Source organism: Streptomyces sp. NBC_01390 (assembly GCF_045040105.1).
In the GTDB taxonomy this organism is placed as follows: Bacteria; Actinomycetota; Actinomycetes; order Streptomycetales; family Streptomycetaceae; genus Streptomyces.
Genome location: NZ_CP109551.1, coordinates 9688936 through 9702026 on the forward strand (window position 1 = coordinate 9688936; position 13091 = coordinate 9702026).

The 13091-nt window shown below is 72.4% G+C and carries 10 protein-coding genes; 4 read left to right on the top strand and 6 right to left on the bottom strand.

The features are described 5' to 3' along the window. Positions 1-9 precede the first annotated feature (9 nt). The 6 genes from OG241_RS43410 to OG241_RS43435 all read right to left on the bottom strand — a co-directional run bounded on the left by OG241_RS43410 (position 10) and on the right by OG241_RS43435 (position 7265). On the bottom strand, positions 10-1515 hold the full coding sequence (locus tag OG241_RS43410; RefSeq protein ID WP_405823694.1) for a GMC oxidoreductase: 1506 nt from the start codon (positions 1513-1515) through the stop codon (positions 10-12). A gap of 79 nt (positions 1516-1594) precedes the next feature. Next, positions 1595-2749, bottom strand: a complete 1155-nt coding sequence (locus OG241_RS43415; protein ID WP_405823696.1) for an ROK family protein — start codon at positions 2747-2749, stop codon at positions 1595-1597. Beyond that, complete coding sequence (locus OG241_RS43420) at positions 2743-4158, bottom strand: carboxylesterase family protein (RefSeq protein ID WP_405823698.1); 1416 nt, start codon at positions 4156-4158, stop codon at positions 2743-2745. The genes OG241_RS43415 and OG241_RS43420 overlap by 7 nt, the downstream gene beginning before the upstream one ends. Positions 4159-4163: 5 nt before the next feature. Beyond that, the gene (locus OG241_RS43425) at positions 4164-5045 is read right to left on the bottom strand and encodes a carbohydrate ABC transporter permease (protein ID WP_405823700.1); all 882 of its coding nucleotides are present in this window, start codon (positions 5043-5045) and stop codon (positions 4164-4166) included. Next, positions 5042-5956 carry a carbohydrate ABC transporter permease gene (locus OG241_RS43430; RefSeq protein ID WP_405823702.1) on the bottom strand — a complete coding sequence of 305 codons (915 nt, stop codon included), beginning with the start codon at positions 5954-5956 and terminating at the stop codon, positions 5042-5044. The genes OG241_RS43425 and OG241_RS43430 overlap by 4 nt, the downstream gene beginning before the upstream one ends. Before the next feature lie 7 nt (positions 5957-5963). Beyond that, positions 5964-7265 carry an extracellular solute-binding protein gene (locus OG241_RS43435; RefSeq protein ID WP_405823704.1) on the bottom strand — a complete coding sequence of 434 codons (1302 nt, stop codon included), beginning with the start codon at positions 7263-7265 and terminating at the stop codon, positions 5964-5966. 307 nt (positions 7266-7572) lie between these two features. On the opposite strand from OG241_RS43435, the gene OG241_RS43440 reads away from it, so the two are divergent. The 4 genes from OG241_RS43440 to OG241_RS43455 all read left to right on the top strand — a co-directional run bounded on the left by OG241_RS43440 (position 7573) and on the right by OG241_RS43455 (position 12915). Next, positions 7573-9009 carry a hypothetical protein gene (locus OG241_RS43440; protein ID WP_405823706.1) on the top strand — a complete coding sequence of 479 codons (1437 nt, stop codon included), beginning with the start codon at positions 7573-7575 and terminating at the stop codon, positions 9007-9009. A 73-nt stretch (positions 9010-9082) separates the two neighbouring features. Then, a complete protein-coding gene (locus OG241_RS43445; RefSeq protein WP_405823708.1) occupies positions 9083-10378 on the top strand; it encodes an AAA family ATPase in 1296 nt (431 codons plus the stop codon). Continuing rightward, entirely contained in the window at positions 10375-11637 is a 1263-nt protein-coding gene (locus tag OG241_RS43450; protein ID WP_405823710.1) for a DUF2201 family putative metallopeptidase, read from the top strand. The genes OG241_RS43445 and OG241_RS43450 overlap by 4 nt, the downstream gene beginning before the upstream one ends. A 33-nt stretch (positions 11638-11670) precedes the next feature. After that, a complete protein-coding gene (locus OG241_RS43455; protein WP_405823711.1) occupies positions 11671-12915 on the top strand; it encodes a cytochrome P450 in 1245 nt (414 codons plus the stop codon). Positions 12916-13091: the final 176 nt, after the last annotated feature.

Sequence of the window (13091 nt, forward strand, 5' to 3'; positions counted from 1 at the left end):
TTTCGGTGGTCAGTTCCGGGCGATGGCCCGGGCCGCCCGTACGGCCGTCACCGCGCCCGTCAGTGTCACGTTGGCCGCCATCGAGGTGGGGATCACGCCGTTGCCGGCGAGGTACAGGTTGTCGAAGCCCCACACCCTGCCGTCCGGGCCGCACACGCTCGTACCGTCGTCAGCCGCACCCGAGCGGACGGTGCCCGTCAGGTGCAGCGACGAGCCGGGCGGCAGCAGCGCCGACTCGGTCGCCGGATCGAACGGGCCGAACTCCTCCGCGAGCGACCGGACTTCGGACAGCGCGCGGGTGATCAGTGCCCGGTCCGTATCGGAGTAGTCGAACCCGACGCCGATCCGGGGCAGTCCGGCGAGGTCGGTGTCCGACTCCGAGAACACGAGCCGGTTCTCGGGGCGCGACTCCACGGGGACGTACAGCGCGACGCCCACGGAGTGCGCGAGCGGTCGGGCGTCGTCGTCCACGTACGTCCTGTTCATGATCTGCCCGTGGAACGGCTGGAGAGCCCCGTTCTGCGGCAGCCAGAGCGAGTCCGTGCAGAACTCGCCGACGCGCGGGAGCGGCAGGGCGTCGAGGTCGATGCCGAACCGGTCGAGGTCGAGCAGCACCCGGGCGGTGACGAAGGCGTGCTCGTTCAGGTACCGGCCCAGCGCGTCCGGGCGGATGCCGGAGGCGAACAGCAGCTGCGGGGTGCGCAGCGCGTCGGCGCACACCACCACGGTGCCGGCGCGGAGTTCGGACTCGGCGCCGCCCACGACGCGCCGCAGCCGGGCGCCGGCCACCCGGCCCTCCGTCACGAGGAGCGAGGTCACGAGCGTGCCCGTCACGAGGGTGAACGCGGGGTCCCCGGCTGCCGCGATCGGCGGGAAGATCGTCCCGGGGGCGGTGCGCGGCAGCGGGCCCGAGTCTGTCGCGGTGACCGCCATGGGCATGGGCTGCGGTCGCCGGTCGGGCGGTCCGGCAGCCTCGTAGCGCCGGCGCAGTACGTCGAGGACCAGGCCGCCGACCTCGGTCGGGCCGATCGGGGCGGGGGTGACGGCGAGCACCCGGCGTGCGGTGTCCAGATCAGCCGTCCAGCCGGCCGGGTCGCCGAAGTCGAACACCTCGTCCCCGGCGGGCCACGGTGTCGCGGCCGTCCAGTGCACGCCCATCCCGCCCGCGTTCCACGCGAGCGCCGTCGCGGGCATCGCCTCGGCGTCCTCACCGAAGGCCAGCGCGTGGAACATGCCGGGCGGCAGCGCGTCGAGGTCGTCCGCCACCTTCCGCACCACCTCGGCACCCGTGTACATGCCCTGGATGCCGGTGGTGACCCGGTCGTTGTAGCGCTCCCACAGGGCAGGGTCGTCGACGTCGTGCAGATGCACACCGGGGGCGGTACCGATCGCTTCGCCGCCGTCCACCATCGTGATGCGCAGCCCCGGATCGGACTCCCGCAGCAGCCGGGCCACGACCGCGCCCATGATGCCGCTGCCGACGACGAGAACATCGGTGTGGGGGGTGTCGGTCACAGTGAAGCTCCATGTCTTGTACCGCAGTTGATGTCTCGTACCCGCTGCTGATCCAGCGGTCCGGTGATGGGGGAGGGCGTCACGCGCTGTGCACAAGCGGGCCGAACAGCTCGGTGTCCATGCGGTCGAGGGCCAGCTTGACCGCGCCGACCAGGGGCGCGTCGCGGCCCAGGACCGTGGCCCGGAGTTCCACGGCGGGGGTGCGGGCACGGCGCAGCGCCGCGCGTACCCGGGGCAGCAGCATGTCCGCCGCGTCCTCCAGCCCGCCGCCGAGCACGATGAGGGACGGCGCGATCGTCCACGACAGGGTCGTGAGGATCGACGTCATGTGGTCCACGAGTTCGTCGACCTCACCGAGTGCGGTGACGTCACCCGCACGGGCCGCCTCGAACCGGGCGAGCGCCACCGCACGCCGGGCCGGGTCAGGCGAGGTGAGCCAGGCCACGGGGCGGTTCTCGACCGAGTGGGCCGGTATCGAGGCCGCCTCGACGATCTCGCCCGCGGCGCCGTCGAGACCCCGGTGCACCTCACCCCGGATGAGAATGCCGAGACCGGTCCGGTTCCCCAGGAACGCCCATACGACGTTGTCGTGGTCGCCCGCCGCACCCCGCCAACGCTCCGCGAGCGCACCGAGGTTGGAGTCGTTGTCCGCGAACCAGGGCACCCGGACGCGCCGCGTGAGTTCGTCGGGCAGGCGCACACCTTCCCACCGGGTCGTGTGCACCAGGCGCCGCACGACCCCGTCGTCGTCGATGGCACCGCCGCTCGCGACCGCCCCGGCCCGCAGCCGGTCCGCCGACCCGCCCGCGTCGTCGAGCGCCTCCCGCACCAGCGCCGCCATGTCGTCCAGCGTGGCCTGCGGATCAAGGTAGGCGCGCAGCGGCCGGTGCGCCCGGCCGAGGATGCGGCCCCGGACGTCGGCGACCGCCGCGGACGCGCCCGAGGTGGTGAAGTGCAGCGCCGCCAACAGGGCGTGTTCGGCCCGCAGTTCGTACCGCCGGGCGGGGCGCCCCGCACAGCCGCTGGTCGGCACCCGGGCCAGCTCCGTCACCCAGCCCGCCTCGACGAGCGCGTCCAGGACGATCTCGATGGTGCGGCGCGAGAGGCCGGCCCGCTCGGCGAGTGCGGTCAACGTCATCGGCTGGGCCGACACCGCCAACGTCCGAAGGATCACCGAGGTGTTGACGCGTCGGACGGCGCTCTGGTTCATGCCGTTCATCCCGGGCCTCAGCATGTCGCCTCCGCCCCGGTCCCCGCCGCTGCGACGGGATCGAACACTCCGGTGGTGTCGGCGACGAGGGCCGCGCCGGGGCGGCCGTACTCGCGCGCCGGATCACCGTGCACGCCTCGCGCCCGCGCCCAGCCCGGCTCCTCGCCGTGTACGAAGCCGACCACATCGGCGTGCACGGCGGTGGCCAACTCGACGGGTGGGTACGGTCCGAGCGCCTCGGCGGTGCCCGGCGCGTCGAGCAGGTCGAAGAAGAAGGGGATGTCGACGCAGTGCGCGGCGCCGCCGAGCACGGGGGAGGGCCACTCGTAGGAGTACAGCCAGGTACCGGCGCCGGCCGCACGGCGCGCGGAGGCCACGCGGGGGCAGGCGGCCCGGAACAGGGTGTCCGTGACCCGGGTACCGGCGGCGCGGGCGGCGGCGAGTTCCGCGCCGCTGTACGGGCTCGGGTGCTGGTTCTCCGGCGCGGCCGCGCAGTCGAACTCGTCGCCCGTCGCACCGAGCAGCAGAGGTACGTCATGTCCGTGCCCGGCGAGTCCGTCGGAAACGGACACGGGCAGCACATCGTCGCCGACGACCGGGCCCAACGACAGGGATTCGGCGCCGAGTTCGTCCCGCAGCTCGAGAACGGCCCGCTGGAGCCGCTCCACGGCGAGGCCGCCGAACCCGGCCCCGGTCGCCGGCACCCCGAGCCGCTTTCCGAGCCGCTCGACGAACCGGCGGGCCGGCTCACGGTCCCCTTCGACGAGGACGCCGGACACACAGACCGCCCGCTGGAAGAGACCGTGCGCGGCGGGCGACGAGAGCAGCGCGAGCACCGCCGCGCCCCCGGCCGACTGACCGGCGAGGGTGACCCGGCCCGGATCCCCGCCGAACGCGCCGATGTTCTCCCGGACCCAGTCGAGCGCGAGCAGCAGGTCGCGCAGCCCGAGGTTGGTGGGTGCGTCGTCCAGCGGGGCGAATCCGTCGACGCCCAGCCGGTAGCCGACGGTGACGCAGACGACGCCGTCGCGGGCGAAGGAACGGCCGTCGTACCACGGACTCGCCGGGCTGCCCGCGAGGAAGCCGCCGCCGTGGATCCACACCAGGACCGGACAGGGGGACGCCTGGCCGGCGGAGGGGACGGGAGCGACGACGGACAGGTTCAGGATGTCGTCGCCGGGCACCGAGGGCTCCGGGACGGTGGTCGAGGCGAACAGGGGAACGCGTTGCGAGGTGGGCCCGTGCCGGGACGCGTCGAACGGCTCCGGGAACCGGTCACGACGGACCGGCGCCGCGAACCGCCTTGTGCCGGTGGGCGGTTGGGCGTACGGGATGCCGAGGAAGCGCTGCACGGGGCCGGTGCGACGGCCGACGACCGGACCGGCCGGGGCCTGGACGGTGACGGTGACAGCGATGCCTTCGGGGTGGTCCATGGAAGTCACCGCATGCCCGATCCGGAGATGCCCTGTACGAAGTAGCGCTGCAGGAACAGGAAGAGCACCAGTACCGGCAGCATCACGACGATCGCGCCGGCCAGCAGCAGACCGTAGTCGGTGACGTGCGCGGCGGCCTGGCTGGTCGCGGCGAGGCCCACCGGCAGCGTGTAGGTGTCCATGCTCTGGGCGACGATGAGCGGCCAGATGAAGTTGTTCCACGACGACAGGAACGACATGATCGTGATCGTCGCGACCGCCGGACCGGCCAGCGGCAGGAAGATGCGGAAGAAGATCCGGAACTCGCCGGCGCCGTCGATGCGGGCCGCCTCCAGCAGCTCGTCGGGGACGGACATCGCGTACTGCCGCATGATGAACACCGACAGCGGCAACGCCACGCCGGGCAGCGCGATGCCGGTGAGGGTGTCCGCGAGCCCCATGTCCACGGTGAGCACGAACTGCGTGACGAACACCGTGCTGAACGGCACCATCATCGCCGCCATGACCGCGCCGAACGCGATCCGCCGGCCCGCGAAGTCGAGCTTGGCCAGCGCGTACCCGGCGGCCGACGCGGCCACGATGTTGCCGGCCACCACGAGGCCCGCGACCAGGACGCTGTTGGCCAGGAACCGCCCGAAACCCGCCGTCCGGAACAGTCGGGTGAAGTTGTCGAGGGTGACGTGGTGCGGGAACCAGGCACCGGGGTCGGAGCGGATCTCGTCGAGGCCGCGCAGCGAACCGCTCACCACCCAGACGAACGGGAGCAGCGTGAGCAGCGCGCACAGCACCAGCGCGCCGTACAGCAGCGGGCGGGACGGGGACCGGCGGGGCAGGGCTGCCCGGTCGGCGGTCGAGCGGGCGGTCGCGGGCGCGGTGAGGGCGGTCATGAGCGGGACCTCAGCAGTCGGAACTGGACGGCACTCACCAGAGCCACGAGCAGCAGCATCACGAAGGACGCGGCCGAGGAGACCCCGAACTCGCCCGAGCCGAACTGGTGGTAGGTGTACAGCGCCATCGACTCGGTGGAGCCCAACGGGCCGCCGTTCGTGAGGAGATAGGGCTCGTCGAACACCTGGAGGTAGAAGACGGTCAGCAGGACCGAGACCATGAGGGTGGTGGGCAGCAGCAGGGGCAGGGTGATGTGCCGCAGCTGCTTCCAGCGGCCGGCCCCGTCCAGGGCGGCGGCCTCGTACACGTCCGGCGGTATCGCCTGCAGGCCGGCGAGGAACAGCACCATCGCGGTGCCGAAGTTGCGCCAGACGCCGAGCAGGATCACCACGGGCATCGCCAGGTTCGGGTCGTCCAGCCAGTTCGGTCCGCCGAGACCGACAGCGCCGAGCACCTTGTTGACGGTGCCGTCGGTGTTGAAGGCGTACTGCCAGATCAGGGCGACCGCCACGACGTTGGTGACCACCGGCGCGAAGAAGACCGTACGGAACACCCCGCGCAGCCGCCGGATACCGGAGTTCAGCGCGACGGCCAGGGCGAAACCGAGCCCCATGGTCAGCGGCACCCCGACGGCCACGAAGAGGGCGGTGTTCAGGATGTCCCGCAGGAAGATCTGGTCCTGGAACAGCCGGAGATAGTTCTCCAGGCCCGTGAAGTCGACGGCGAACGGGTGCCGCAGGTCCGCGCCCCGGAGATCGGTGAAACTGAATCCGAGGGCGGCGACGGTGGGGATCGCCGTGTAGAGCAGGAACACGACGGCGAACGGGGCGAGGAACAGCCAGGCGACGGCCGTCCGGCGCCCGCGCCGGGAACCTTGGGAACTCCGGGAACTCCCGATGGTCGTGGTCATCCGCCGCTCACTTCGCGCCCGTGCCGAGGCTGACGGCGTACGCCTGGACGTTCGCCGCCGCCTTCGCGGCGCTCTCCTTGCCCTTGGCCACGGCCTCCATCTCCTTGCCCAGCCGCGTCGCGACCTGCTGCCAGGTGCTCACCTGGGGAAACGCCCGGGTGTTCTTCAGCTGGGTGAGGAAGGCGTCGAGGAGCGGCTGGTCAGCGATGGCGGGGTCGTCCCACGCGGAGATGACGGCCGGCAGCGAGCTGTACGCCTTGAACTGCGCCACCTGTGTGCTCGGCTTCGCGAGATACCGGACCAGCTTCCACGACGCGTCCGCGTCGCCGTCGCCCGCGAGTACGCCCCAGCTGCCCCCGGCGGAGAAGGAGGTGCTGCCCGATGCCCCGGCGGGCAGTGGCGCGGTGGCGACGTGGGCGGCCGTCCAGCCCTCCTTCTTCGCGGCGGTGTCGAGCTGTCCGACGACCCACGGTCCGGTGATCATCATGGCGGTCTTGCCCGACACGAAGTACGGCTGCGCGTCGAGGAACGTGGGCCCGCTGGTGTCCGCGGTGCCGGAGGTGAAGAACGACGCGTTGTACCGCAGCGCGTCGACCATGGCCGGGCTGTCGAGGGTCCACTTCCCGCCGGACGAGAGCAGCGAACCGCCGGCCTGCCAGGCGTACATCGCGGCGTCCTGGCCGTTGAAGATGTCCCAGCCGATGTCGGCCCCCAGACCGTGCCCGGCGCCGGCGCCCTGGAGCGCCTTGAGGAACGGCACCGTCTCGTCCCAGGTGGCCGGCGCCTTCACGCCCGCCTTCTTGGCGAGGTCGGCGCGGTAGACGAGCGCGTAGGTGTAGGCGTACCAGGGCACCGTGTAGGCGACGTTTCCGGCCACGCCGGCGGCCCAGAGACTCTCGAAGAAGTCGGACTTGTCGACGAGGCCGTCCGGGACGGGCCGAAGGATCGCCGGGTCGAGGAACTGCGACTGCGACTCGGGGAAGAACTGGGCGACGTCCGGCCCCTTGCCCGCCGCGATCGCCGACTGGAGCTTGGTGTAGTACTCGGCGTTCGGGATCAGGGTCACCTTCACGGTGACCTCGGGGTTCGCGGTCCTGAAGGGCTTGATGACCTTGTCGAGCGCATCGGCGTCGCCCTGGGCGGCCCAGACGGTGACGGTGCCGGTGGCGGGGGACGCGTCGACGGGTGCGGCGGTGCCTGACCCGGCGGCGGCGTCGTCGCTCCGCCCACAGCCCGTGAGGGCGAAAGCGCCCCCGAGAGCCAGGCCCGCGGTCAGCTTGAGGACGCCACGTCTGGAGGAATGGGACATTCGGGGCTCCTGTGCAGGGATGGTGCCGACTGCGGCTGGTGGCGAAAAAGCTATGAGGGGGGTATTTCGGCCAAGTGGCACCGCCGTCACGAATAATTTCGGAACTTGTAGCGAAATCGATTTGCCCTGGTTTGTTGTGTATGGGCGGAACATTGAGCAGAAGAGAGGCGGAAGGGGAGGCAGAAGAGATGCAGCAGAGAGAAAGAAAAGAGGTGGCGGGCTGCGGCAGAGGGCCGATACCGTCCCGCACGATGACCACTCACTCTGTTGGCAGAATGGGGGTCCCGTCCGCGCAAGGTGAGTGCTGATGCTCACTGGGAACGCGTACGGAGACACCCGCCCTTCCTACTGGCCGCGCGTGCGACAGTTCGCCGTGCCGCCGTCCATGATCGAGACCGCCACGGCCCGCCGCCTCGTCGGTGACTGGGCGGGCGCCTGTGCCGCCGCAGGCGTCGACGTCGATCTGAACCTTCGATCCGTGGCCCGTACGTGGGGCCACGAACTCGCGGCCCGACTCCGCGCCGATCTCCGCCACCTGGCGCCCGACCTGCTGCGCTGGCACCTGCCGAGGATCGCCCCCGACGGGCTGCTGCGCCCGGGACTGACGATCGGTCTGGCCCGGTACGACACCGCCGGGCGCGACGCCCACCCGGTACACCTGGTGGCCAGGACCGCGCCCGCCTGGGCGGATGCCGGCCAGCGGCTCAGCCTCGCCCTGTGGGACGGGACCCTGGCGGACGCGGCCACTCGCCGCCATCCGCACCCCCACCCCGACCGACGGTTCCGCCTCGATCTGCACCGGCATCTGTGGGACGCGCGCAGAACCGACGAGCTGCGGACCCGGTCCGGAGCCGGCCGGCCACCGGCCGGCGCCCTTCCAGCGCCGCCCCCGGCTCTGCTGACGCGGCTGCCCCAGGGACGTCGCTGCGCTGTGGACCGGTGGGCGGCCGAGGCGCAACTGCTGCTCCGGGCCGACGGGCGACCCACCGGTTCCGGCCCCGGCCCCGGTCCCGGCGCGGTCACCGTACGGCTCGGGGTCCGTCACCGGCTGCTCCTGGACCTCGTCGCGGCCTCGGACGGCAGCGCGCCGCCGACACCGCGGATCACGGAGGCACCCCCGGGCGACGCCGCCTCCGCACTGCCGGTGCTGCCCGACGCGGCGACCTGGGTGCTGCCCGACCTGGAGCTGATCCGGACCGGCGCGATCGAGGTGGACCGGCTGCACCCGCTGGTCGCCTCGGCACTCGTACCGGATCGTCCGCCCACCCGTCCGCCCCGTGACCCGGACGGGGCAGCCGGGCCGCGCTCCGTCGAGTGCCGGGGAGCCCTGCACCGCATCGGCCTGGTCGACGGGGTGCTTGTCCCGCTGGACCACGATCCGGCCGAGATCCGCCGCGAGGAACTCCTGGCCGAACTGACCGGCACGCCCCTGCCCTGTCTGCAGGCCATCGACGAGGCCCACCGCCACCCGGACTGTCTCACCGGCGTCCGCGAACGCCTGGACCACGGGGACATCGCCGGAGCACTGGCCGTCGTAGAAGGCCTGTTGGGCCCCGACGCGGTGTTGCGCGGCGGCGCTCTGCGCGACGCACTCGAGCGGGCCGCCGAGCGACGGATCACCTACGGGCTGTTCAGGGCGGGCCTGACCGGACCCGGGCCGCGTCCCGGACTCGGTGGCCTCCGCCCGGACCGAAGCCGCACCCGGGACCACCGTTCCCGCCCACGCCAGGCGACCTTTCGCTGATCCGGGGACGCCCGTCCCCCGCAGCCGCCCATGACGAACACGACGAACACGACGACCCCAAAGGTGATCAGACATGTCCACAGGCAATTCCCTCGCCGTCCTGGAGACCCCCACCTCCGAGACATCCGCGACCCCGACCCCGACTCCCACCCCTCAACTCGACATCGCCGCCGAGTTGCTGACCCTGCTGCGCGACACCACCACCGAACCCCGCCCCGACTCCCAACTGGAGGCCCTGACACTGGCCGTGGCCGCCGACCTGCCCGTACTCCTGTGGGGTGAGCCCGGAATCGGAAAGACCGCGGCCCTGACCCAGTTGGCCGTGGCCCTGGACCTTCCCCTCACCACGGTGATCGCGAGTGTCCACGAGCCGTCCGACTTCTCCGGGCTGCCCGTCGTCGGGGACGATCCCGCCACGCACGGTGTCCCGATGGCCCCGCCGGACTGGGCGGTACGACTCGTACGGGCCGGGCGGGGGCTGCTGTTCCTCGACGAACTGTCCACCGCGCCGCCCGCCGTTCAGGCCGCCCTGCTCCGACTGGTCCTGGAGCGGCGGATCGGCGCCCTGCAACTGCCGCCCGGCGTAAGGATCGTGGCCGCCGCGAACCCCCGGTCCTCGGCCGCCGACGGCTGGGAGCTGAGCCCGCCGCTGGCCAACCGGTTCATCCACCTCCAGTGGACCCACGACCACGAGGTCGTCGTACGCGGCCTGGGCGGGACCTGGCCCCGGGCCACGCTGCCGAGGCTCGCGCCCGAAAAGCTGCCGGACGCCGTGGACTTCGCCCGCCGGGCGGTGTGCGGGCTTCTCGCCGCCCGTCCGGGGCTCGTGCATCAACTGCCCGGCAACGAGACCCGCCGGGGAGGCGCCTGGCCGTCACCCCGGAGCTGGGACATGACCCTGAGCCTGATCGCCTTCGCGACCGCCGCCGGGTCCTCCCGGGAGGTCCTCTCACTGCTGGTCAGGGGCACGGTCGGGGACGGTCCCGGCCTGGAACTGCTGGCGAGCCTCGACCGGATGGACCTGCCGGACCCCGAGACGCTGCTCGCCGACCCGGCGAATGCCGTCCTGCCCGACCGGGGCGACCTGCGCCAGGCCGTACTGGACGGTGTGGTGGCGGCGGTCCGGGCCCGGCCGGAGAGGTCGCGCTGGGACGCGGCGTGGGCGCTGCTGGTCCGGGCGCTGGAGACCGGCGCTCCCGACCTGGTGGTCGTCCCGGCGACGACCCTGGCCTCGCTGCGCCAGGAGGACTGGGACGTCCCGGCGGCGATCGAACGGTTCGCCGGAGTGGTGTCCCTTTCCCGGCGGGCGGACCGGGCGGCGGACCGCGTGGCGGGTCGGGCGGGCGCCGGAACGAAGGGCGGCCGATGAACGCCGACACGCCAGGGGCCCTGGACCTCGACAAACTGTTCGCCGCCCGGCTGCACGCCGTACGGGCCCGGCCCTACCTGGCCACGGCGCTGTTCGCCCTGCACCCCGTGGAGTCACGGCAGGTACCGACGATGGCCGTCGACCGGCACTGGCGGTGCTACGTCTCACCGGCGTTCGTGGACCGGTTCCCCGTCGAGGAGCTGGCCGGGGTATGGGTGCACGAGGTGTCGCATCTGCTGCGCGACCATCACGGACGCAGCGACCGTTTCGCCCGCGAGCGCGGACTGACCGGCCCCGGAGAGCGGCTGCGGATGAACATCGCCGCGGACTGCGAGATCAACGACGACGTGTTCGGCGACGGGCTCGTCAGCCCCGAAGGCGCTGTCGAGCCAGAGGCGTTGGGACTTCCGGCGGGGGAGCTGATGGAGGAGTATCTGCGCCGCTTCCGGCTCGGACCCAACACCCTGAGCCTGTCCTGGCTGGACTGCGGCAGCGGGGCCGACGGGCTGGTCCGGGAATGGGACCTGGGACCGGACGGCGCGCACGGACTGACCGAGCAGGAACGGGACTCGGTCCGGTTCCGGGTCGCGCAGGGCATCAACGGCCGCCCCGGGAACGCCCCGGAGGGGTGGCGGCGATGGGCGGAGGAGGCGTTCCATCCGCCGCTGCCATGGCGGGAGTTGCTGGGCGCGGCGGTCCGCTCGGCAGCCTCCGACGGGGGCGTGGGCGAGGACTACACGTACGGCAGACCGTCGCGCCGCTCGGCCTCGCTGCCCGGCATCGTCCTGCCGAGCCTGCGGCGCAGACCGCCCCGGGTCTCCGTGGTCATCGACACCTCCGGCTCGGTCAGCGATGCCGAACTGGGCAGTGCGCTCCTGGAGGTCACGGCGATCTCCCGCGCGGTGGGTGGCCGACGCGATCTGGTGACCGTACTGCCGTGCGACGCGTCGGCGCAGATCGTGCACTCGCTGTGCCGGGCCGAGGGAATTCCCCTGATGGGCGGCGGGGGTACGGACCTGCGCACCGGATTCGCCAGGGCGCTGCGGACGACCCCGCGCCCTGACGTCGTCGTGGTGCTGACCGACGGCCAGACACCCTGGCCGGACACCCGACCGCCGTGCAGGACGGTGGTCGGGCTGTTTCCACGGCAGCACCGGGTCGGGCGGCAACGCCCGGGCCGGTCGTGGGACGAGGGCGAAGACGATCACTACGAGCCGGACACGCCACCCGCCTGGGCGCGCGTGGTCGACATCGGGTGACTCCACTGCGTGCGGGGCTGGAAGAATGGCCCGATGCGCACCCACTCATCACTTCTGTCGGCCTTTCGGCCCCAAGTCCAAGAACGTCTCTACGACTTCTACGACGAACTCCGAAGCGCCGACGAGTTCTTCTGGGACCGGCGCACGGGCGCCTGGGTCGCGACCGGGCACGCGGTGGTCAGTGGTGCGGCGAATCATCCGGGACTGTCCTCGGTGCGCTACCCGGACATCGAGGCCGTCCCGGAGGAACTGCGCCCGCTGGCCCGGGTCCTGAGCCGGCAGATGCTCTACAACGACGCCCCCGACCACCCACGGCTCCGCGCCCTGATCAGCAGGGCGTTCGCCCCGCGGGCCGTGGCCGCACTCCGGGCCCGGATCGTCGACGCCGTCGACGCAATCATCGGCCGGGTGGCGCCGACCGGCCGGATGGACATCGTCGCGGACCTCGCCAGGCCCCTCCCGCTCACCGTCATCTGCGACCTCCTCGACGTACCGGAGGCGGACCGTGCCGCCGTCGCCTCCTGGTCCGAGCCGGTCGCCGAGGCCATCGGCAACTCCCGGCTCGACGCCGACCGCAACCGCGAGGCCTCACAGAGCATGGCGGAGATGCTCACGTACCTCCGTGAGCTCTTCACCCGCCAGGACACCCCGCCGGCCCCCGGCACCCTGCGCGCGACGGCGACCGCACAGGCCGGGAACACCGAGCAGGACCTCGACGAACTACTCGCCAACTGCGCCCTGTTGCTCATCGCCGGTCACGAGACCACCACCCACTTCATCGGCAACGCAACCCTCGCCCTGCTCCGCGACCCGGACGCGGCCGACCAACTGCGCCGCCGCCCCGAGCTGATGCCCGCCGCCGTCGAGGAACTCCTGCGCTACGACGCCCCGGTCCAGCTGATGCTGCGTCGGGCGCGGCACGACCTGGAGCTCGCGGGCCGCACGGTCACCGCCGGGCAGACGGTGCTCCTGGTGTGCGGCGCCGCCAACCGGGATCCGGCCGTCTTCCCCGACCCCCACACGCTGGACTTCGAGCGCACGGCCTCGGGCGGACGGCACATGTCGTTCGGACACGGCCCGCACTTCTGTCTCGGCGCCGCGCTGGCCCGGCTGGAGGGCGCGATCGTCCTGGAGGCCCTCCTCACCCGCCTCCCCGGCCTGCGGCTCGACACCGCCGAGCCACCGCGTTGGCAGCGCAGCCTCAACTTCCGCGGCCTCACCCGCCTGGACGTCGCCTTCTCCCCGCACCCCGACACCGACGACCACACCGGCGCCTGACCGCACGGGAGCGGTGCCCCGGGACGGGGAGGGGTGGGGGTGGACGAGGAAGGCCTGTCGAGTGTGTGAACGAAGCGGTACGGGGGACTTGGTCCGTAGGTCAGGTTCGGCGACCCATGGGGCTGAACCCGCTCAGGTTCCTCTGGTTCGGACGTTGTGCCAGGGGAGCCGCCGCC

What these genes read in the sequence shown, in the direction of transcription:
- OG241_RS43415 (WP_405823696.1), bottom strand. Translation starts at nt 2,749, where the DNA reads ATGCTGAGGCCCGGGATGAACGGCATGAACCAGAGCGCCGTCCGACGC.
- OG241_RS43420 (WP_405823698.1), bottom strand. Translation starts at nt 4,158, where the DNA reads ATGGACCACCCCGAAGGCATCGCTGTCACCGTCACCGTCCAGGCCCCG.
- OG241_RS43425 (WP_405823700.1), bottom strand. Translation starts at nt 5,045, where the DNA reads ATGACCGCCCTCACCGCGCCCGCGACCGCCCGCTCGACCGCCGACCGG.
- OG241_RS43430 (WP_405823702.1), bottom strand. Translation starts at nt 5,956, where the DNA reads ATGACCACGACCATCGGGAGTTCCCGGAGTTCCCAAGGTTCCCGGCGC.
- OG241_RS43435 (WP_405823704.1), bottom strand. Translation starts at nt 7,265, where the DNA reads ATGTCCCATTCCTCCAGACGTGGCGTCCTCAAGCTGACCGCGGGCCTG.
- OG241_RS43440 (WP_405823706.1), top strand. Translation starts at nt 7,573, where the DNA reads ATGCTCACTGGGAACGCGTACGGAGACACCCGCCCTTCCTACTGGCCG.
- OG241_RS43445 (WP_405823708.1), top strand. Translation starts at nt 9,083, where the DNA reads ATGTCCACAGGCAATTCCCTCGCCGTCCTGGAGACCCCCACCTCCGAG.
- OG241_RS43450 (WP_405823710.1), top strand. Translation starts at nt 10,375, where the DNA reads ATGAACGCCGACACGCCAGGGGCCCTGGACCTCGACAAACTGTTCGCC.
- OG241_RS43455 (WP_405823711.1), top strand. Translation starts at nt 11,671, where the DNA reads ATGCGCACCCACTCATCACTTCTGTCGGCCTTTCGGCCCCAAGTCCAA.